The 20,511-nt window shown below is 45.6% G+C and carries 14 protein-coding genes; 2 read left to right on the top strand and 12 right to left on the bottom strand.

All coding sequences use genetic code 11. The annotated features are described in order from the left end of the window. Nucleotides 1-11: 11 nt before the first annotated feature. Nucleotides 12-1,223, top strand: coding sequence for a sensor histidine kinase (locus G636_RS18175; RefSeq protein WP_051226880.1), 1,212 nt, complete (start codon nt 12-14; stop codon nt 1,221-1,223). 97 nt (nt 1,224-1,320) lie between these two features. Here the strand turns inward: G636_RS18175 and rsgA are convergent, their stop codons facing one another. The 12 genes from rsgA to G636_RS18170 all read right to left on the bottom strand — a co-directional run bounded on the left by rsgA (nt 1,321) and on the right by G636_RS18170 (nt 18,181). Then, nucleotides 1,321-2,226 (bottom strand): ribosome small subunit-dependent GTPase A, encoded by a 906-nt coding sequence (gene rsgA, locus G636_RS0110355; protein WP_026507998.1) that lies wholly within the window; start codon nt 2,224-2,226, stop codon nt 1,321-1,323. A gap of 13 nt (nt 2,227-2,239) precedes the next feature. Beyond that, nucleotides 2,240-4,276 carry a Stk1 family PASTA domain-containing Ser/Thr kinase gene (pknB, locus tag G636_RS0110350; protein WP_026507997.1) on the bottom strand — a complete coding sequence of 679 codons (2,037 nt, stop codon included), beginning with the start codon at nt 4,274-4,276 and terminating at the stop codon, nt 2,240-2,242. Nucleotides 4,277-4,328: 52 nt separating this feature from the next. Continuing rightward, a complete protein-coding gene (locus G636_RS0110345; RefSeq protein WP_330363955.1) occupies nt 4,329-5,060 on the bottom strand; it encodes a Stp1/IreP family PP2C-type Ser/Thr phosphatase in 732 nt (243 codons plus the stop codon). 140 nt (nt 5,061-5,200) lie between these two features. Then, the gene (gene rlmN, locus G636_RS0110340) at nt 5,201-6,250 is read right to left on the bottom strand and encodes a 23S rRNA (adenine(2503)-C(2))-methyltransferase RlmN (protein WP_035779493.1); all 1,050 of its coding nucleotides are present in this window, start codon (nt 6,248-6,250) and stop codon (nt 5,201-5,203) included. A 64-nt stretch (nt 6,251-6,314) separates the two neighbouring features. Beyond that, nucleotides 6,315-7,736 (bottom strand): 16S rRNA (cytosine(967)-C(5))-methyltransferase RsmB, encoded by a 1,422-nt coding sequence (gene rsmB, locus G636_RS0110335; RefSeq protein WP_026507994.1) that lies wholly within the window; start codon nt 7,734-7,736, stop codon nt 6,315-6,317. Next, entirely contained in the window at nt 7,736-8,425 is a 690-nt protein-coding gene (locus tag G636_RS0110330; RefSeq protein ID WP_026507993.1) for a zinc metallopeptidase, read from the bottom strand. The genes rsmB and G636_RS0110330 overlap by 1 nt, the downstream gene beginning before the upstream one ends. A gap of 74 nt (nt 8,426-8,499) precedes the next feature. Further along, entirely contained in the window at nt 8,500-9,444 is a 945-nt protein-coding gene (fmt, locus tag G636_RS0110325; RefSeq protein WP_026507992.1) for a methionyl-tRNA formyltransferase, read from the bottom strand. Then, entirely contained in the window at nt 9,444-9,953 is a 510-nt protein-coding gene (gene def, locus G636_RS0110320) for a peptide deformylase (RefSeq protein WP_026507991.1), read from the bottom strand. Before def ends, fmt begins: the two co-directional genes overlap by 1 nt. Nucleotides 9,954-9,968: 15 nt before the next feature. Then, complete coding sequence (priA, locus tag G636_RS0110315; protein ID WP_026507990.1) at nt 9,969-12,242, bottom strand: replication restart helicase PriA; 2,274 nt, start codon at nt 12,240-12,242, stop codon at nt 9,969-9,971. Next, nucleotides 12,235-13,728, bottom strand: a complete 1,494-nt coding sequence (locus G636_RS0110310; RefSeq protein WP_026507989.1) for a UDP-N-acetylmuramoyl-L-alanyl-D-glutamate--2,6-diaminopimelate ligase — start codon at nt 13,726-13,728, stop codon at nt 12,235-12,237. Before G636_RS0110310 ends, priA begins: the two co-directional genes overlap by 8 nt. Before the next feature lie 16 nt (nt 13,729-13,744). Then, on the bottom strand, nt 13,745-15,700 hold the full coding sequence (recJ, locus tag G636_RS0110305; protein ID WP_026507988.1) for a single-stranded-DNA-specific exonuclease RecJ: 1,956 nt from the start codon (nt 15,698-15,700) through the stop codon (nt 13,745-13,747). Nucleotides 15,701-15,850: 150 nt separating this feature from the next. Next, the gene (locus tag G636_RS18170; protein ID WP_051226878.1) at nt 15,851-18,181 is read right to left on the bottom strand and encodes a protein translocase subunit SecDF; all 2,331 of its coding nucleotides are present in this window, start codon (nt 18,179-18,181) and stop codon (nt 15,851-15,853) included. 234 nt (nt 18,182-18,415) lie between these two features. Between G636_RS18170 and G636_RS0110295 the strand changes: the two genes are divergently transcribed. Beyond that, a complete protein-coding gene (locus G636_RS0110295) occupies nt 18,416-20,368 on the top strand; it encodes a [Fe-Fe] hydrogenase large subunit C-terminal domain-containing protein (protein WP_026507987.1) in 1,953 nt (650 codons plus the stop codon). Nucleotides 20,369-20,511 lie beyond the last annotated feature (143 nt).

The raw sequence follows: 20,511 nt of genomic DNA, 5'->3' as shown, positions 1-20,511 counted from the left end.
AAGGGACCAAGATGATCAATAAGTTCAGGATAAGGTTACAGATTTATATTTTCAGCATATCTGTTATTGTATTTGGAGTTCTATTCTTCTCTATCCCGTTTATAGAATACAAGAGTTCCTTTCACAATGCACAGAGCGCCCTGGAAATGGTACTGCTCACGCCAGGAGGCATGCTGACTTCCGGCAGCAGCGACGATTTCTCCGATTACACTCTTTTTGAAGTGGACCCCATAGGAGCTGTGACCAAGATCTACAGCAAGAAGTACAACAGAAATGATGCAGAGAGGATCTATCGCGAGATACTAAAGGACCAGATTGGCAAGAAAACTATGCGCATAGACAGCTGGGGCGTCTACTATATTGCCCGTTCCATTTCCGGTGGTACCAGGTGTGCCCTGGCAGATGCCAGCTCCGATATAGCTTACTCCGCCAGTCTAAAGAGGACCTGTGCTGCACTGTGGCTGCTCTCTTCAGGCATTTCCTTTTTCCTGGCTCTCTTTGTCTCAGGATGGGCTACCAAACCGGCAGAGATTGCCATCAATGGCCAAAGAGAATTCATAGCAGACGCTTCTCATGAGCTCAAGACTCCCCTCACCGTCATCATGACCAATGCAGAGCTGTTAGACAAAGACAAGGGCAGCCCTGAGCAAAAAAAGCGCTACGTTGAAAACATACTCACGGAATCAAGACAAATGAGGGACCTTATCAGAAACCTTCTGGATCTGACCAAGCTTGATCAGCAGATCTCAAAAGAGGATTTTGAAGTCCTGGACTATTCCAAGCTTGTATCAGACAGCTGTCTGACCATGGAAGCTGAACTCTTTGAGAAAGGTCACGAACTCATAAGCGATATACAAGAGAGGATATGCATGAAGGGCGATCCCTCTATGCTAAGGCAGATAATGGATATTCTACTGGATAATGCAGGTAAATATGCCGATCCCGGTACACCCATCAGGGTGGTCCTTAGACAAAACGATTCTCACAGGATATCCCTCCAGATCAGTAACAGCGCTCCTGACATGTCTCCTGAGACGCTGCAGAATATCTTTCACCGTTTCTACCGCACAGACAAAGCCCGCTCCCGCAATGGCAGTTATGGCCTGGGTCTTGCTATTGCAAGACGCCTCACAGATCTTCATAAAGGGAGTATCTATGCAGAAAGCAGGAATCATATAGTCACCTTCCATGTACGCTTCCAGGGTGCCGGATGCAAATCCTGATATCATCAGGCTCTAGCCTTTTCAGCATAGCTGTAAAATATCTCATGTTACTTTATGGGCAAAAGAACGGCGCAGCTATAAAAACTGCGCCGTTCTTTTATCTGCCCTTTCGGGAATAAGTCGGTTTCATGGATTTCAGATCTTCATAGATCATACAATAATTGGCATATCGAATACGAGATATCTCGCCCTTCTCCAGAGCCTCCTTGACTCCGCAATCAGGCTCTGTGATATGACTGCAGCCTCTAAACCTGCACAGATCCTCATAGGGCTCAAATTCCGGATAGTAATAAGGCAGATCCTGAGTTGTAACATTCTCAAGATAAAGGCTGGTAAAGCCGGGAGTATCAATGATATATGTATCATCTCCAAGTCCCTTGACATGGAAGAGTTCGGAATGCCTGGTGGTATTCCTGCCCCTTGCTATCTTCCTGGACAGCTCTCCTGTCTCCATCTCAGCCTGAGGATGAAGGAGATTGATAAGAGATGACTTGCCAACGCCGCTGGGGCCTGCCATTACTGTGGTCCGTCCCTTAAGCTTAGCCTTGAGATCATCTATACCTGTCTGCTCAGCTACGCTTATAAATACAACATCATAACCGCAGTTCCTGTAGGTATCCTCAAGAAGCTGTTGTTCTTCCGGGCTTGCTATATCCTGCTTATTAAAGCATATGACTACAGGTATCTCCTGCTGCCTCATCTGTATGAGGAATCTGTCCAGCAGATTATAGGACGGCTCCGGATGGACTATGGCAAATACGATCAGCGCCTGGTCGATATTGACCACAGGAGGACGAAGCAGCTTATTGGCGCGGTCCCTGATACTGATGATATTGCCGGTCATATCCGTGTCAGATATGACTTCTATCTCTGCCCAGTCTCCAGCCAGAGGTTTGATGCCCTGCTGCCTGAATATACCCTTGGCTTTACATTCATAGACACCCTTGCCCGGAACATCAATATAGTAAAAGCCTGCAATTCCTTTGATTATTCTTCCCTGCATAGATCTTTTATCCTCAGGATTCAGGGGTGAAATTCAATACTCTGGTCACTGATCTGGTCTCTGTGGTACCCCCTGTGGTCACACCTGTCTCAGGATCGGTAGTCATAGGAGTGGTAATGACAAAGTTCATCTCCAAGGTACCTGTTGATGATGCTATTCCGCTAAGAGGTGATACAGAATAAGGGAAAGATGATGTCGCTGTACTAAGGAGCAATGTACCATCAGAGGCTGTGATAGTGATATTAACAGGAGTACCGGGAGTATACATGGAATCCTCGCCGGGAGCTTCTATAGTTCCTGAGAAGCTATAGGTCTGAGTCCTTGCAGGTCCTATAGACATCTCCAGAGTGATCTGCTCATCCTTAGATACTTCTGTTCCTGATCCGGGAGTCTGATTCAATATACTTCCATTCAGGCCTTCATTGTCATGATTTACTTCAATGATAATGATCTTGTCATTGTCAAAGCCGTTCTCAACAAGTGTCAGTCTGGCAGCAGCTTCATCCATACCGATAACTGAAGGCATCTTGATCTTGCCATCATCCTCTTCTTCCTCTTTGCTATCTTCCGTAGAAGCCACGTCAGAGGCCGTTACGCCTTTGCCTGAGCTGACATTGAGGCTGATGGTCTCACCCGCCTGCAGTCTTGACCCCTTGGCAACTGACTGGCCTGTTACTATATTCAGAGGCTCTTTGCTCTCATCATCAGATATTTTCTCTACCTTAAAGCCCTTCTCTGTTAATACGGACTTGGCTTCTGCATATGAATAGCCCACAACCTCAGGAACAATGATACCTATATTATCCTCAACAGGCACACCGCTGCTGGCAGCAGATGAAGGATTCTCGCTGGCACCCCCTCCTGCCATCTTGGATAAAACGAATACCACAAGGAGGAATACCACCATGACCGCAGCTACGACGCCCATCACAATCATAGTCTTATCAAGACCGTGATCGGGCTCACTATCCCTCCTGGGTCTGGTATTGGACACAGGCCTCTGGACCGGTCTGGGGCCTGGAGCAGGCTTATCATATACGCCTGTATTCACAGGTGCAGGTGTGGGAGCCGGCACAGGCTCTACTGCCTGGGATACCTCATCCTTGAGCCTTAGCTGTTCAGTTCTGGATATTCCTGTATTCTGGTGACGGATAGTCTCCTGCTCACCATCTGTAGCGATCCTCGTGGCACCCACCACATCAGGGTCTACCAGCACAACAAAATCGCTGTCGGGCTCTATCAGGGATCTCTTGAGATCCGCTATCAGCTCCTGAGCACTCTGATAGCGCCTGTCAGGAGATTTTTGACAACATTTGATTATGATCTTCTCTACGCTGATGGGCAGATCAGGTGCATATTCCTTGGGTGCCGGAAAAGGCTCCTGAATATGCTTAATAGCTATAGCAACTGTAGTATCTCCGTTATAGGGTACTCTTCCCGTGACCATCTCAAAGAGGGTCACGCCCAGTGAATAGATATCGCTCTTGGCATCTGAGAAGCCGCCTCTGGCCTGCTCCGGAGATGTATAATGAACGGATCCCATTACATTACTGGTAATAGTATTTGATGATGCAGCCTTGGCAATTCCAAAATCTGTTACCTTGACCTTGCCTTCCTTGCTGATCATGATATTCTGGGGCTTGATATCTCTGTGGATGATACCGTTCTTATGTGCAGCATCCAGTCCCATAGCCACCTGGATACCTATGCTGACAGCCTCTCTTACTGAGAGTCTGGATTTCTTTTCTATATATTTCTTAAGGGTAATACCGTCTACCAGCTCCATAACGAAGTAATGGATGCCTTTATCATTACCTACGTCATACACATTTACTATGTTGGGATGCATAAGGCCTGCAGCAGCCTGGGCCTCGGAGTGAAACTTCTCTACAAAATTCTGGTTCTCCGAAAATTCAGCCTTCAGCACCTTAACAGCAACAGGTCTGTTTAGTTTATGGTCATGCGCCCTATATACATCGGACATACCGCCAGTTCCGATCTTCTCACGAATCTCATAGCGGTCTCCTATGATCATTCCGATTCTTATCATCTATCAAACTCCTTAATCTTCCAAATTCCCGGCCTGCAAATGAGGCTATTCTTTACCCCGGGATCTGGATCAGGATCACAGCTATATTATCTCTGCCACCATTTGAGTTGGCAGTCTCCACCAGTTCCTTGCCTATATCCTCCAGCTCCTTGCCGGAAGATACGATTTTATGTATCTCATCGTCCTCGATCATGTTGGTGAGGCCATCAGAGCACATAAGAATATAATCTCCGGGATGCACTTCCTCCTGGAAGAAGTCCACATCAACCCGCTCAGCGGCTCCTACTGCCCTTGTGATCACATTCTTGTCCAGGTGATGCCTGGCAGTCTCTCTGTCAATACCGCCCATGCGCACCATTTCCTCTACAAGGGAATGATCTCTTGTGATCTGTCTGATATTATCCTTGTCTATGATATAAAGTCGACTGTCGCCTACATTGGCAACCTGAAGAAAACGGCCCATCACAGTACAAGCCACCATGGTAGTACCCATCCCCCGAAGGTTCTCATCCATGGCTGCAGCCTCTCTGATCTTGTCATTGGCCGTCTGGATCGCCCCATCAAGGATCTTGACGGGACTTTGTTCAAAAGATTTCTGGATCTCGCTCTTTACAGTCTTAACTGCAAGACAGGAAGCATAATCACCGGCCTTATGTCCGCCCATGCCGTCGGCAACAATAAAGACATTGGATAAGTTCCCCAGTCTTTCTTCTGAGCTGAAAACATAATCCTGATTCAGTTTGCGGACCTGTCCTATATCAGTTATGGAAAACGATCTGATCAAAACACTCCTCCAAACCGGAGTCTTTCCTCCGGACATAAATAATAGGCAGGTGTATTGTGGATACCTGCTTTTTTATCCTACTAATTGTATTATAGATTCAGAAAACTTGCAAATTTTATGAGGATAGATATATTTCTAAGTCACTGCTTATCAGCATTATCTGCCAAACAATAGCTTCTTCTAAGCTGTCCGCAGGCCCCGTTTATATCTCTTCCCATCTCCCTGCGGATGGTAGCATTTATGCCTTTCTTTTGCAATCTGTGCTGAAAAGCCCTGGAAGACTCTTTGTCAGGAGCTTTAAAGTCTCTTTCTTTGACAGGGTTTACAGGTATCAGATTTACTACGCAGTTAAAGTCCCTAAGGAGCTCTGCCAGCTCTGCAGCATCCTCTTCCTTATCATTAACCCCCTTTACCAGGGAATATTCAAAGGTCAGCTGCCTGCCTGTAGTATCAAAATAATACCTGCAGGCCTCCATCAGCTCGTCCAGGCTGTATCTCCTTGCTATAGGCATAAGGGTCTCCCTGCCTGCCTGATTGGAAGCGTGAAGGCTGATAGCCAGATTGATCTGGAATTTCTGATCTGCCAGCTTCTTCATCTCAGGGACCAGACCGCAGGTGGATACTGTCAGATTTCTCTGAGAGAGGTTCACTCCGTTTTCGTCAGTGAGCATCCTGATAAAGTTCAGCAGATTATCGTAATTATCCAGAGGTTCTCCTGAGCCCATGACTACCACATGAGAGATCCTCTCATTCATATATCTTGAGATAGCATATATCTGGCCCAGCATCTCTCCGGCAGACAGACTCCTGATACAGCCGTCTATGGTAGATGCGCAAAAGCGGCAGCCCATATTGCAGCCCACCTGGGATGAGATGCATACGCTGCTGCCAAACTTGTATTTCATATATACACTTTCTATTACATTTCCGTCTTCCAGGCCAAAGAGAAACTTTCTGGTATCATCAATAGCAGACTCCCTGACCTCAACAGCCCTGATCCGGCCAAAAGAATAATTCTCTCTTAATTTGTTCTTGAGCGAAGAGGGAATATTCTTCATCTCGTCATAATCCATGACCATCTTTTTGTGGATCCACTCATAGAGCTGCCTGGCTCTGAATTTCTTCTCTTCCAGGCCTTCTATCTCATTTATCAGTTCATCCAAAGGTATGGATCTCAGATCTCTCTTCATAATAATCCTCACATCCAGCGATGCCGCTCATAGCTTAGAGGCATCATATATCAGGCTCACTGACTTATCTGACCCTTCTAAGCCTTGCCAAAAAGAAGCCGTCTGTATCATACTCTCCGGGAAGGAGCTTCAGATACCCTTCCTTCAGACTCTTTTCTCCTGCAAAAGCCTTAAAGGCATCCCCTTCTATGGCCACCCTTTCAAATGGATAATTCTCACATATATAATCCAGCATTTTCTCATTCTCTTCAGGATCAAGGGTACAGGTAGAATAGATCATGGTACCGCCCACCTTAAGATAATTCCAGACATTTGCGATTATATCTTTCTGGATAGCTGTCAGTGAGCTGATATTATCCTCACTGACCTGATATCTGATATCAGGCTTTCGGCCCATTATACCCAGTCCTGAGCAGGGCAAATCGCATAAGAGGACATCGCAGCTGTTCTCACAGTCACTGTCATGGACTGTGGCATCATGTACCCTTACAGATGCCATATCCTCCAGTCCCATCCTATAGAGGTTCTCGCTGATGATATCAACCTTCTGCTCACTGATATCATTCATATATACATGTCCCCTGGCTGTTTTGCTATCAGCCAAAACAGCTTCTGCGCCCCAGTCCATAGCCGCCAGCTTGGCTGCCGCATGAAGAGCCTTGCCTCCGGGCGCGCTGCAGACATCTATGACTATGTCACCCCTTTTCAGCATGGCAGCCTCTGCTACCAGCATGGAGCTCACATCCTGTACAATCCAGCTGCCCTCATCGTAGCCGGGTAGAAAGCGTATATTATCTGTATGAAATAGTTCGTATGCATATGAAAGCACAGGATGCCGTCTAATCTGTAAATCCTCTCCGCCTTCAGATCTCATCCTGCCTATGAGATCATCCATCTCTTCCCTGCCAAGCCTCTCATCCAAACGGATTGTTACAGGTCTTGGTTCAAGGAATGCTCCAAATATCTCAGCAGTCTTATCTGTACCATACTCTTTTTCGAATATCCTGCAGACAGCTTCCGGCATGGAATATCTCACCGACAAGGCTCTGATACTGTCCTCCCTGCTCACTCCTCTAAGAGGGGGAAATTCCACGTCCCTTCCTGTCCTTGAAATATTTCTAAGGACTCCGTTCACAAAGCCTCTGAGGCTGGAAAAGCCATGCCCGGAAACAAGTTTAACCCCTTCATTCACTGCAGCGGAATCCGGCACCTGGTCCATGAATAGGATCTGATAGGTACTCATCCGAAGTACAGATCTGATAAGGGGTTTTTGCTTCTCAACAGGAAGTCTGGCATATTTATTGATCACATAATCCAGTGTGATCCTGCGCTCCATAACGCCTTCGGCCAGTCTCTTGATAAAAGCCTTGTCTCTGGGCGGCAGATAATCATATCTGGTGAGCACGTCCCTGATAAGGCCCTTGACCTGACCTTTTTCATCCTGCTGCATTATTATCTTTAATGCTATATCTCTGTTATTATCCATCAATCTCTTCTTCTGTTTCTAAGGATCAAGAGCCTTGCCAGCTGCAATACGGATGCTGCAGCCGCTGCTACATAGGTCAGCGCCGCTGCTCCCAGTACCTTCCTGGAAGCCCTGGTCTCGTCTGAACCCATAAGGCCATAATCTTCCAGCATAGCCAGCGCTCTCCTTGAAGCATCAAGCTCCACAGGAAGGGTCACTATCTGGAAGGCTACCGCTGCGGAAAAGAGCCATATACCCACTGTAGTGATAGGCTCCATGGCAAATGCAAGTCCAGCCACAACTACCCAAATGCCAAACCTGGAACCAAAATTAGCTACAGGTACCAGGGATGATCTGATCTTAAGAGGCAGATACTCTGTCTTGTGCTGAAGAACGTGGCCGCACTCATGAGCAGCTACTCCAAGCGCAGCAACTGAAGTTGAGGAATAGACTGAGTCCGACAGATTGACAATACCTGTCCTGGGATCAAAATGGTCTGTGAGATTACCGGGAACATGACATACCTGAATATCATATATACCGTTTCTCTCCAGTATGGCCTGAGCTACTTCAGCACCTGTCAGCCTTCTGGCAGACATTTGTCTTGAATACTTTTTAAATGTGGCATTTACATTTGCACTTGCAATGATACTGATCAGTGCACCGATCAGTACCAGAATGTAAGTCCAGTCATAATAATATCCGTACATATGCTCCCTCCGTTAACATAGCAGGCTACGATATAACCTTCATCCAATATTGCGCCCACCTGCTATTATCACAGTCACTCCATTCTCTCTCCGACAGCCAGGTGATTACCCCTGATAAAATCTCCTGCGCTCATGCGTTTCTTGCTCTCAGGCTGCAGCTCGGCTACTTCCAAAAGGCCATCTCCGCAAGCAACTACAAAGCTGCTTTTTGAAACATTTATCACAGTACCGGGGATATTGCCATAGGCGCTTTCCTGCTCGGTATTTTCAATAGGACGGGCCTTCCATATCTTGATAGTCTTGCCCTTGTAGGTGCAATACGCACTGGGCCAGGGATCCATGGTACGGATCTGCCTGTCTATGTATGCAGCATCTAAAGTCCAGTCAATGCGGCCCATTTCCTTGGTGAGCTTGCCCACCTTGCTGGCCAGACTCTCATCCTGAGGAGTGGCTGATAGCTTACCCTCTTCAATTAGAGGCATAGCTTCTACTATCATATCGGAGCCAAGCTCCATCAGTTTGTCAAAGAGAGTCCCTGCTGTATCTGTATTTAGTATATCTATAGTCTTTTGCATCAGGATATCACCGGTATCCATGCCCACATCCATCTGCATAAGAGTAACGCCGGTCTGCTCTCTGCCATCCAATAGCGCCTGCTGTATGGGAGATGCTCCCCTGTAGAGAGGAAGGAGTGAAGCGTGGATATTGACACAGCCATACCTTGGTATATCCAGAACTTCTTTACTCAGTATCTGACCAAACGCCGCCACCACAAAAATATCAGCATCCAGCCCCTTAAGGTATTCCACACTATCTGCAGTCCTTATCTTCTCCGGCTGAAATACTTCAATATCCCTGCTGACGGCATATTCCTTGACAGGAGAGAATACCAGCTTACCGCTCCTGCCCTTTGGCCTGTCAGGCTGGGTAACTACACTTACGATCTCATATCCTGCTTCGCAAAGAGCCTTTAAGGGCCCAACTGCAAAATCAGGAGTTCCCATATATACTATTCTCATTAAGCTTCTTCTTCCTCTTCACTGCTTTCTCTGTTGAGCTCACTGTTATCAACAAGACCATTGATGCCGCCGTCTACCTTTTCCACATACATGTGGCCATCAAGGTGATCCAGCTCATGGCAGACTGCCCTTGCCATCAGTTCCTCACATTCAAGGGTAAATTCATCCATGTTCTCATCAAGAGCCTTTACAACCACGTGATTAGGCCTTGTCACAACACCGCTCTTCCCGGGGAGTGAGAGGCATCCTTCATAGCCTGTCTGCTCTCCGTCAGCTTCAACTATTTCAGGATTGATAAAAACAAACGGATCCTCACCTGTACAGTCTATTACTACCAGCCTTTTAAGTATTCCTACCTGAGGAGCTGCAAGGCCTACTCCGTTTGCCTCATACATAGTTTCAAACATATCATCTATCAGCTGTCTGAGACTGTCATTCATCTCTTTAACAGGTTTGCATTTTTTCTCCAGGACGCTGTCTCCCAGTTCACGTATCTGTCTGATGGCCATTTCTATCCTCCATTATCAAAAGGTATTCATAGGATCAAAATCAAATTGTACAGAATAACCTCTGTATTGTCCAGCCGCCTGCATTTCCTTAACAAATTCATCGGCCAGATCCTTTATTGAGGTTAATATAGCATAATTACTGCTTTTTACATATATCACAAATCTGAAAATATCATTAATTTTGGATATAGCAGCAGGCGTGGGGCCGATAAGTACAGAGCCTGTCTTATCCTTTCTATTCCTGTCCAGATGGGCCCTTAGCCTATTGGCAAAGGCTATGCCCTTTTCTTCATCTCCTGAGGAAATGCCTATTGCCATCATATGTCCCACCGGCGGATAGCCCATGAGCCTCCTGTATTCTATCTCTTCATTATAGAAGGACTCGTAGTCATGTCCCGAAGCTGAGACTATAGCATAATTATCAGGCTGATAGGACTGGATGACAACAAGCCCGGGAAGCTGTCCTCTACCTGCTCTTCCTGCGGCCTGAGTCAGCAATTGGAAGGTCCTCTCGGCAGCCCTGTAATCAGCGGCATACAAAGACATATCCGCCGCCAATACGCCTACCAGAGTAACAGACGGAAAATCATGTCCCTTGACTATCATCTGAGTACCTATGAGTATATCGGCTTCCTCGTTAGCAAATGAGGACAGGATCTTCTCATAGCTGTCCTTGGACCTGGTAGTATCTGCATCCATCCTGAGAGTCCTGGCTCCCGGCCAGAATTTGTGGACCTCATTTTCAATCTGCTGGGTACCTGCTCTAAATGAAGATACATATTTGGATCCGCATTTGGGACAGATTTTCCTCACAGGTTCATTGTAGCCGCAGTAATGACATACCAGTTTGCCGCCTCTGTGCTCTGATAAGGATACATCACAATGAGGACATTTAAATACATGTCCGCAGCTTCTGCAGGATACGAAGCCTGCCAGGCCTCGTCTGTTGATAAAGAGCATGACCTGCTCACCCTTGGTCAACCTTTCTTCTATGCCTTCTCTCAGCACTCTGGAGAAGATAGACCTGTTGCCACTTCTGAGTTCTTCCCTCAAATCCACTCTGACAACTTCAGGAAGGGTACCGCCTGTGAGACGCCTGGTGAGGCGAAGGAGTACGTATTCTCCGGTGAGAGCCCTGTAATAGGCATCCAATGAAGGTGTGGCACTTCCCAGGACCACGCTGGCCTTGTCAGGCAGCATACCTGCAAGGGCAACTGCTGTCTCTCTTGCGTGATACCTGGGCATCTGTTCTGATTTATAAGAGCCTTCATGCTCTTCATCCATGACTATCAGTCCCAAACCTGGAAAAGGAGTAAAAAGAGCTGACCTTGGCCCTATCATTACATCTATAAGGCCCTGCCTTGCTCTTTCAAACTGGTCATATTTTTCTCCGGGAGAAAGCGTGGAATTCATGACAGATACCCTGTCTCCAAAATGCCTGTAAAAACGCATAAGAGTCTGATAGGTCAGGGCAATCTCGGGGATCAGTACTATAGCCTGCTTGCCCCTTTTGATGATCTCAGCGATCATCCTGATATAGACCTCAGTCTTGCCGCTTCCTGTGATACCGTGGATAAGGTAGGTACGCCTGATATTCTGGTCGTAATCTGATATGACTCTGCTCACAATAGCCTGCTGCTCATTGGACAAACAGAGATTATCCCCGGTAACCTTCATGTCCCTGACAGGATTCCTGAGATAGTCCTCTTCCTCCACCTTGATCACGCACTTATCCTTAAGCGCCCTGATAACTGCAGAGGATATACCCATCTTGCCTGTGATCAGTTCATAGGGAAGCCTGACCTCCGGATCCTCAAGTATCGCTTCAAGTAGCCTCTCCTGGGCCTTTCTGTGCTTGGTCTTGCACTCATAGTAATACTCTCTGGCCTCCCTAATATCCATTCTCAGGGATATAAAGCGGTGCTTAAGGCCGCTTTGCTTCTTATGAGCAGGAAGTACTGTTTTCAGGGCTGCATACATGGTAGAGCCATAATTTCTCCTCATCCATGCAGCCAGCTTTATAAATACATCCTCTGCAGGAAGGTCCTTAGTTGCTATATCATTTATATATTTTAATTTGTTTACATCATAATCAGACTTATCGGTCAGTTCGACCACATAACCCTTTCTTAGGTGATCTCCCCTGCCAAAAGGCACGATCACGCAGCTGCCCACATCTATCATGCCCCTTAGTCTGTCAGGTATCCTGTAGCCAAAGGCCCTATCTACCTGTTCATGGGAAATATTGATTATTATATTGGCAAAAGGATAATCCTTCTTGTCAGTCATTATGATCCATTTCCTTTACGATATCAGCTACAATGACTCTCTCGTCCATAGGGAATTTCTCGCCTTTTATCTCCTGATAATCTTCATGGCCCTTGCCTGCAAGTACAATGATATCGCCCTGCTGGGCATTCTCAATGGCATACTTTATTGCTTCTCTTCTGTCTGGGATCTCCACGTATTTGCCATCAGTCTTTTTGATGCCGGTCTCTATATCATGAATGATATCCATGGGATCTTCAAATCTGGGATTATCTGAAGTAATGATAGTCAGATCTGAGAGCCTGCCGCTGACTTCACCCATTTCAAATCTTCTAAGCTTGGATCTGTTGCCGCCGCAGCCAAAGAGGCTTACCAGGCGGTTAGGACGATAATCTCTAAGGCTCATGAGAAGGCTCTTAAGCGCCATGGCGTTGTGAGCATAGTCGATCATAAGAGTAAAATCATCAGACACCTTGACCATCTCTATACGACCCTTGACCTTGGCAGCTGCCAGAGCATCTGCGATCTGCTTGTCATCACAGCCAAAATGTCTTGCTACAGCTATAGCACACAGGGCGTTATATACAGAGAACTTACCCGGAGTCTTGACCAGAGCATGCATCTCGTATATTCCTTCGGTATCAAAGAATACGCCCAGTTCACCGGGCTTTCTGATATAGGCAAGATTGATAGCTCTAAGATCTGCCTTTTCACCAAAACCAAAGGTCTCCAATGTGCAGCTGTGACCTTCCAGCACCTTTTCCATATGCTCATCATCGGCATTTGCTATTCCAACCTTGCACTGCTTAAAGAGCAGTCCCTTGCAGTGCATGTATTCTTCAAAATCCTTGTGCTCATTGGGACCTATGTGATCAGGCTCAATATTGGTAAAGATACCTATGTCAAAAGTAAAGCCTCCTACCCTGCTAAGCATCAGCGCCTGGGATGAGACCTCCATGACAAGGCAGTCACATCCAGCGTCTACCATTCTTCTCATATACTGCTGAAGATCATAGGACTCAGGAGTGGTATTAAGAGCAGGAATGTGCTCATCTCCTATTATAACTTCAATAGTACCTATGAGGCCAACCTTATGGCCTGCATTCTCCAGCATGCTCTTGATAAGATATGTAGTAGTAGTCTTACCCTTAGTGCCTGTGATGCCCACAGTCTTAAGGCTCTCTGCAGGATGTCCAAACCACTGGGCTGACACAATGGCCATAGCCTTCCTTGTATCCTCTACCATGACAACAGCAACATTTTCAGGTATATTCTCCAATTTCTTCATCACAAGGAGAGCTGCTGCGCCATTTGCTGCTGCCTCCCCGGCAGCACTGTGACCATCAAAATTGGCACCCTCTATGCATATGAAAAGGCAACCCTCGCCGACCTTCCTGCTGTCATTGATCACAGAACTGATCTCTATAGTAGATATATCTGCCTCTGAGCCTGTAGAACCTGCGTAAACCTTACAATCCAGATTTCTGATAAGATCTGATAATTTCATAATATCCCTCCATTCTTCAGCAATAATCATTCATGATGATCTGAAGACTCTCTCTGCCGTTCCAACTGTTAATATCAGGATAATAGGCGATATTGATCACAATATCACGACACTGAAGTGCATCCCTGCACTTCAAATCGTGTCGGGATACATCCTTGTATTCACGACACTGAAGTGCATCTGTGTATTCCCCTCTCCCCATATTATTATAGATCCTGTCGGGGGCATCAGTGCCATATCGCTTTATGAGGAAATCGTGCCATCTTTGCATATCACCAAAATATACCATCTCAAATCTGTTGCCGTCAGGATCCTGGCAGTTATACTTGCCGCAATTCCTGTTCTTGCCCATGATCCTGCCGGATAGTATCCTGATATTCCTGGCTGCAAAGCAGGGCTTGGCATTGCCATTGCCATAAGGTTCAAGATTCTCCAGTTCTCTGACCAGATCCATGGTCACATAGGAAATGGGAAGCTCCATATCCAGCCTCAGGACCTGTGTAAAATCGTCCTCTGTAAGCACAGAAGCTGCATTTAGCCTTTCAGAGAGGGCCCCTATATTTTCCTTGGGAAGTGAGAGCCCGGCAGCCATCTTGTGTCCGCCAAATTTATCAAAAAGGTCCTTACAGGCTGAGAGCTCTGTAAACATATCATAAGCTTCAATGGATCTGCCGCTGCCCTTTGCTCCATTTTGACCATCTGTGAGGACTATGGTAGGTCTGTTGTATTTCTCCTTGATCTTGCCTGCTACTATTCCGGCAATGGATTCATGGAGATCCTGCAGGTATAGTACCAGGATATCCGGTATCTTATCCATGGAGTCTACCATCTCAGAAGCCTTTGTGACGCCTTCAACGGTCATGGTCTTACGGCTGTCGTTTAATTCCTTGAGATCAACGGCAATAGACGCAGCTTCTGCCATATCACCCCCTGCCAATAGTCTCACTGCTCTGGTAGCGTTATCCAGTCTTCCGGTAGCGTTCATACATGGTCCGATTATGAATCCAAGGCTATAAGCTGTCAGACTCTTGTCAGCAAGTCCCGTGACATCCATCAGACATTTAAGGCCCAGATTGCCCGTATGCTCCATGCGCTTTAAGCCCTCTTTTACAATGATCCTGTTCTCATCTTCAAGAGGCATTACGTCACATACTGTAGCAAGGGCGGCCATTTGAGTAGCTTCATCCATATATGCTGATAGCATAGCCTGGCTGATAGCGCCTCTTCTGGAACACTTTACATCTGTATCTTCTTTAATTATCGCTCCATCATCTGATATAACAGCATCATCTAATATCACTCCATCTGTTTTATAAAGCTCAAAGAGCACCTGGAGAAATTTATAAGCCACAAAGCCGCCGCATATTTCCTTAAAGGGAGCCTGGCAGGAGGATCTCTTTGGATCCACCACAGCTTCTGCAGGAGGCAGGATCTCTTCTCCGCTCTCTTTATCAAGGGGAACTTCATGATGATCCGTTACTACTACAGTCATTCCCAGCTCTGAAGCAAGCCTTATCTGCTCATGAGCAGCAATACCATTATCGCAGGTCATTATAGTATCGATATTGTCATCGGCAGCTTCCCTTACCAGCCTTTCATTGAGACCATAGCCATCAGTTATCCTGTCAGGAAGCCTGTAATCTACATATGTATCCGTTCCACGAGCTGCCAGCTTTAATCCGCTGAATAATATATAAGTGGAGGTGATCCCATCCACATCATAATCTCCTATGATCCTGATCCTGGATCCGGAGTCAATCTTCGATTTCATGATAGAAGCAGCTTTATCTATATCAGGTAATGTATGAGGATCCCTCAGATCAGACAGATCCCCTCTCAGGAATCTCTCTATCTCCTGGTCCCCCTGTACATTTCTATTTCTTATAAGCCTTGCCAGGATCATACTGATATGATGATCGGCGGCAATCTTCTGAAAATCTGCTCCCTTTCGCATAACCATCCATCTGGCCATTAGTAATGCTCCTATATCAAAAAATCCGCGGGATAAACTGCTGTCATAATTGACGCAGGTTAATCCCGCGGTAATTGCTATTGTAGATGTCAGCTGCATTAAGCAGTTATCATAGGTCTTACGGCTCCATAGAACCATAAGATATATTCATCATGCATTTGCTGTCTTCTTGCCATTCTTGTCAGCCTTACCAGCAGCCTTAGCTGATGACATAGACTTCTTCTTCATGATAAACCACAGCTCTGCTGCGATACAGATTGAAGAATATGTACCTGCAATTACACCGATCATAAGAGGCAGTGCAAATGTCCTTATATCTTCAACACCTACGATGAAGAGGCAGAGTACCATGATGAAAGTAGTAATGGATGTGAAGAGTGATCTTGTAAGAGTCTGGTTAACGGACTTATTAACAAGTTCCTTCAGGTCATCCTCTGTACGAACATTATGCTGGTTCTCACGGATACGGTCGAAGGTAACGATGGTATCGTTGATAGAGTAACCGATAATTGTAAGTACAGCTGCGATAAATGTGGAACCTACTTCAATTCTGGTAAATGCATAGCACATGATAACCATAGCAGCATCATGAGCCAGAGCGATGATCGCACTTGCACCAAATCTCAGATCTCTGAATCTCAGCCAGATGTATGCCAGCATCAGGATCAGAGCCAGGATAGTAGCTACGATGGCATCTTTGGTCATCTCGTTACTGATAGTAGCACTGATGGACTCATATGTTACTTCAGATACTGCATAGGACTCTGTTGTCTCAAGAACATCCTCTACAGCTGATCTGGAAGGTTCAGGAAGTGTGATAGTCTTGAATACTACTGTATTCTCACCTTCTACAACCTGATGTGAGATAGAAGTAACATTCAGAGATGCATCTGCATCATTTGCAGCCTTGATGATAGCAGGCTCAATATCATTCTCAAGCTCTTCTGTTGAAGGAAGCTCGTCAAATACTACAGTAGTGGATGTACCACCGGCGAAATCGATAGCCAGGTTAAATGCACCCTTGTTCTGTGCATGGTTTACACCCATAACAGCAAGTCCCAGTACGATGATGGCACATGAGATAGCAAAGAATACATTACGCCTCTTTACGAAATCAATGGAACCTGCAGCCTTAGCCTTGCCGTAATACTTCTCATCCTTGAAACCAAGATTGTAAAGTACTCTGGTAATGATCCTAGTGATAAAGAGTGCTGTGAACATGGAAACGATGATACCAAGAGCAAGTGTGATAGCAAAGCCCTTAACAGTACCTGATCCTCTAAGTCCCAGAACCAGCGCAGCTATAAGTGTGGTGATATTACCATCAAGAATAGCTGAAAGAGCCTTGGAGTAACCTGACTTAACAGCCTTCTGTACTTCAGTTCCGTTTGCAAGCTCTTCACGAATACGTGAGAATACCAGCACGTTGGCATCTACTGCCATACCGATTGACAGGATGATACCTGCAATACCGGGAAGTGTCAGTGTGATATTGAATGCTGACAGCAGTATAACAACCAGGCAGCTGTAGAAGCCCAGTGCCAGGGATGCTGCAACACCCAGCACTCTGTAAATGATGACCATGAATAATACGATAAGTGCAAGACCGATCATGGCAGCGATCTTACTGGTATGTATAGCACTGGATCCCAGCTGAGCACCAACTACATTGGCACGTAGCTCTGTCAGAGATACGTCCAGTCCACCGATACGGATGGTGGAAGCAAGGCTCTGAGCTGATTCATAGGAACTCATGTGTGTGATCTGAGCCACACCGGCTGTAATAGCAGATTCAACAGTGGGAACACTTACGAATTCACCATCGTAGTAGATACCGATGGTATCATGATTTACAACAGCTGCTGTAGTAGCATCTGCAAACTTCTTCTTACCTTCATCAGTAAGAGTCAGTTCAACAACATAATCTGTTCCGTTCTGAGTCATGATACCTGCCTGAGCACCGGCCACATCCTTACCCTCAAGGATGATATCTCCGGACTCCTTAAGTGAGTCAATGGTGACTCCTTCAGCAAGCTCATAGATACCAAGGCTCATGCCGTAGATCTCTGCTGAATTGTCTACATAGTTTGCTTCACCTTCATCATTGAATTCCCTGATGAAGTATAAATTACCGGGAGTGGAAAGTGTTGCGAAGATTTCATCTGTAGCACCGGGAATCTCAACATTGATCCTGTTCTCCCCTTCCCTGTATACAGATGCCTCTGTAGTGCCAAGCTCTGACTCTACACGTCTCTGCAGCTTGTAAATGGTATCATCCATTTCTGCAGTAGTAGGATTCCCCCCGTTTTCACCCTCAACCTGATACGTGATACTAACACCACCTGAGAGATCAAGTCCGAACTGGATGTCGTGCATCGAACCATCCTTGCTGGCTCCTATTCCGAACCATGCCACGAAGAACAAGCCTCCAAGCACAGCCAGTACAAGAACTAGCGCAAGTACCTGCTTAATCTTTTTCATCTTGAAACAACCTCCGTTATTAGTGCGTTATGACGTCAAATTGCGACATTCACACGAATTTAAGTATATCACAGTTTATCTGCATATGTAAAAAGAAATATATACATAAATAATCTGAAAAATTCGTCAATAAAACTATTGTAAAAAGAGGGTGGAAAAAAGCATTAAAATGACCGAGATACTAGCTAGAGTAGCTGCTGACTGTATATCTTGCGGCACATTACGGAGGGTAATATGGCCAACGAATTTGATGCTCTGGTATATACCAATGATAAGTGTGTAGGCTGCAACAAATGCATAAGCGCCTGCAGCTGTATGGGAGCCTGCGTATCAACCGATCCTGATGAAAATGGCGAATCAAAGATAAAGGTTGATGGCATCAAGTGTATAGCCTGCGGAGCCTGCTTTGATGTATGCGAACATGACGCCAGAGAATACAACGATGATACCGAAAGATTCTTTGCAGACCTTAAAAAGGGAGTGAAAATATCCCTTCTCATCGCTCCTGCCTTTCTGGCCGATTATCCAAAAGAATACTCCTCGGTATTGGGCGGACTTAAGAAAATGGGAGTAAACAGACTGATCAGCGTATCCTTTGGAGCTGATATAACTACATGGGCATATATCAATTATATACAAAAGCACCATTTCCTGGGCGGAATATCCCAGCCCTGCCCTGCTGTTGTAGGCTATATTGAGAGATACCTTCCGCAGCTCCTGCCTAAGCTCTTTCCTGTTCAAAGCCCCCTGATGTGTGCGGCTGTCTACGCCAGAAAGGAAATGGGCATAAAGGACAAGCTTGCCTTTATAAGTCCCTGTATTGCAAAGAAAATGGAGATAGATGACCCTGCAAATAAGGGCTATGTAGAATACAATGTCACCTTCTATCATCTGATGAAATATGTCAAAGAGCATAATATCTCAGGAAGTCCAGTAAATGATGAGATCGAATACGGCCTTGGCTCTATCTATCCAATGCCAGGAGGTCTCAAAGATAATGTATACTGGCTCCTGGGAAGTGATGCTTTTATCAGACAGATTGAAGGCGAAAAACATATGTATCACTTCCTGGAGAAAAATGCAGATAGGATAAAGGGCGGTAAAACTCCCTTCCTCTTTATTGATGCACTAAACTGCAGATGCGGTTGTTTATCCGGAACAGGTACAGACCCAAAGATCACATCCGGTGATGACCCCCTCTACAATATCCATGCCATCCAGGAAAGGGTAAAGAAAAGTGATAAGAAGAGCCCATGGTCAAGACCTCTTACTCCCGAAAAGCGAATGGAGGCTCTTAATAAGCAGTTTAAAGGTCTTAAGCTAGAAGATTATCTAAGAAGATATACTGACAGATCAGCAACTTGCAGCCACAAGATACCTTCTGAATCTGAGCTTAATACTATATTTAATTCAATGAATAAGAAAGATGAGGAATCCAGAAGGGTCAACTGCTCCTGCTGCGGATACGCCACCTGTAAAGATATGGCTATTGCTATATATAATGGCTTTAATCATAAATCCAACTGCGTACATTATCTCAAGGATCTGGTGGAAATAGAGAAAAGAGAAGCCCAGGAACTTGTTGAGCACGAAAGAGCAGAGCTTGAAAAGCAAAAACAGAGTATCCTCGATGCGATCAATACCATCAATGAACACTTTGAGTCAGTTAACAGCACAATGCATGAGATCAGCTCGGGTAATAACAGTAATGCTGATGCCAGCAATACTATATCTGAAGACATGACCAATGTTACAGATTTCTGTAATAAGGTCAATGATTCCATGAACAGGATCACTTCCTATCTGGATGAGCTGGAGATCAATAACAGCAAGGTAGTGGAAATTGCAAACCAGACCAATCTGTTGGCATTAAATGCAGCGATCGAAGCAGCAAGAGCCGGTGATGCCGGCAAGGGCTTTGCAGTAGTTGCAGAAGAGATCAATGAACTTGCTGCAGATTCCAAGACTACTGCTCAAAACAGCGGCGAAGCCAATAATAATATCAAGAATGCTCTTGAAGGCATCACTGCAGAAACTTCAGATCTCTTAAATATAGTCAATGAAGTAAATGACAAGATCAGGAATCTGGCAAGCTCAGCTCAGGACATCTCAAGTTCTACAAGGACACTGACTGAGACAATGGAGAAAGTAAGGGATGAAGTAGAAAACCTTGCTTCGAGAGAATGAGATCATAAACTAAAATTAAGAAATAGATAAAAAAAAGCTTGAGGCGACAACCTCAAGCTTTTTAATATTTATTCCTTCAAAACTGAATACTGAATCTAAACTTTTCAAGACTATATTTGGTAAAGTCCTCGACCTATTAGTAC

Origin of the sequence: Butyrivibrio sp. MC2013 (assembly GCF_000424585.1) — a bacterium.
Lineage (GTDB): Bacteria > Bacillota > Clostridia > Lachnospirales > Lachnospiraceae > Butyrivibrio.
The sequence above is the reverse complement of the archived record's forward strand: the minus strand, read 5'-3'. Positions and strand labels throughout refer to the sequence as shown.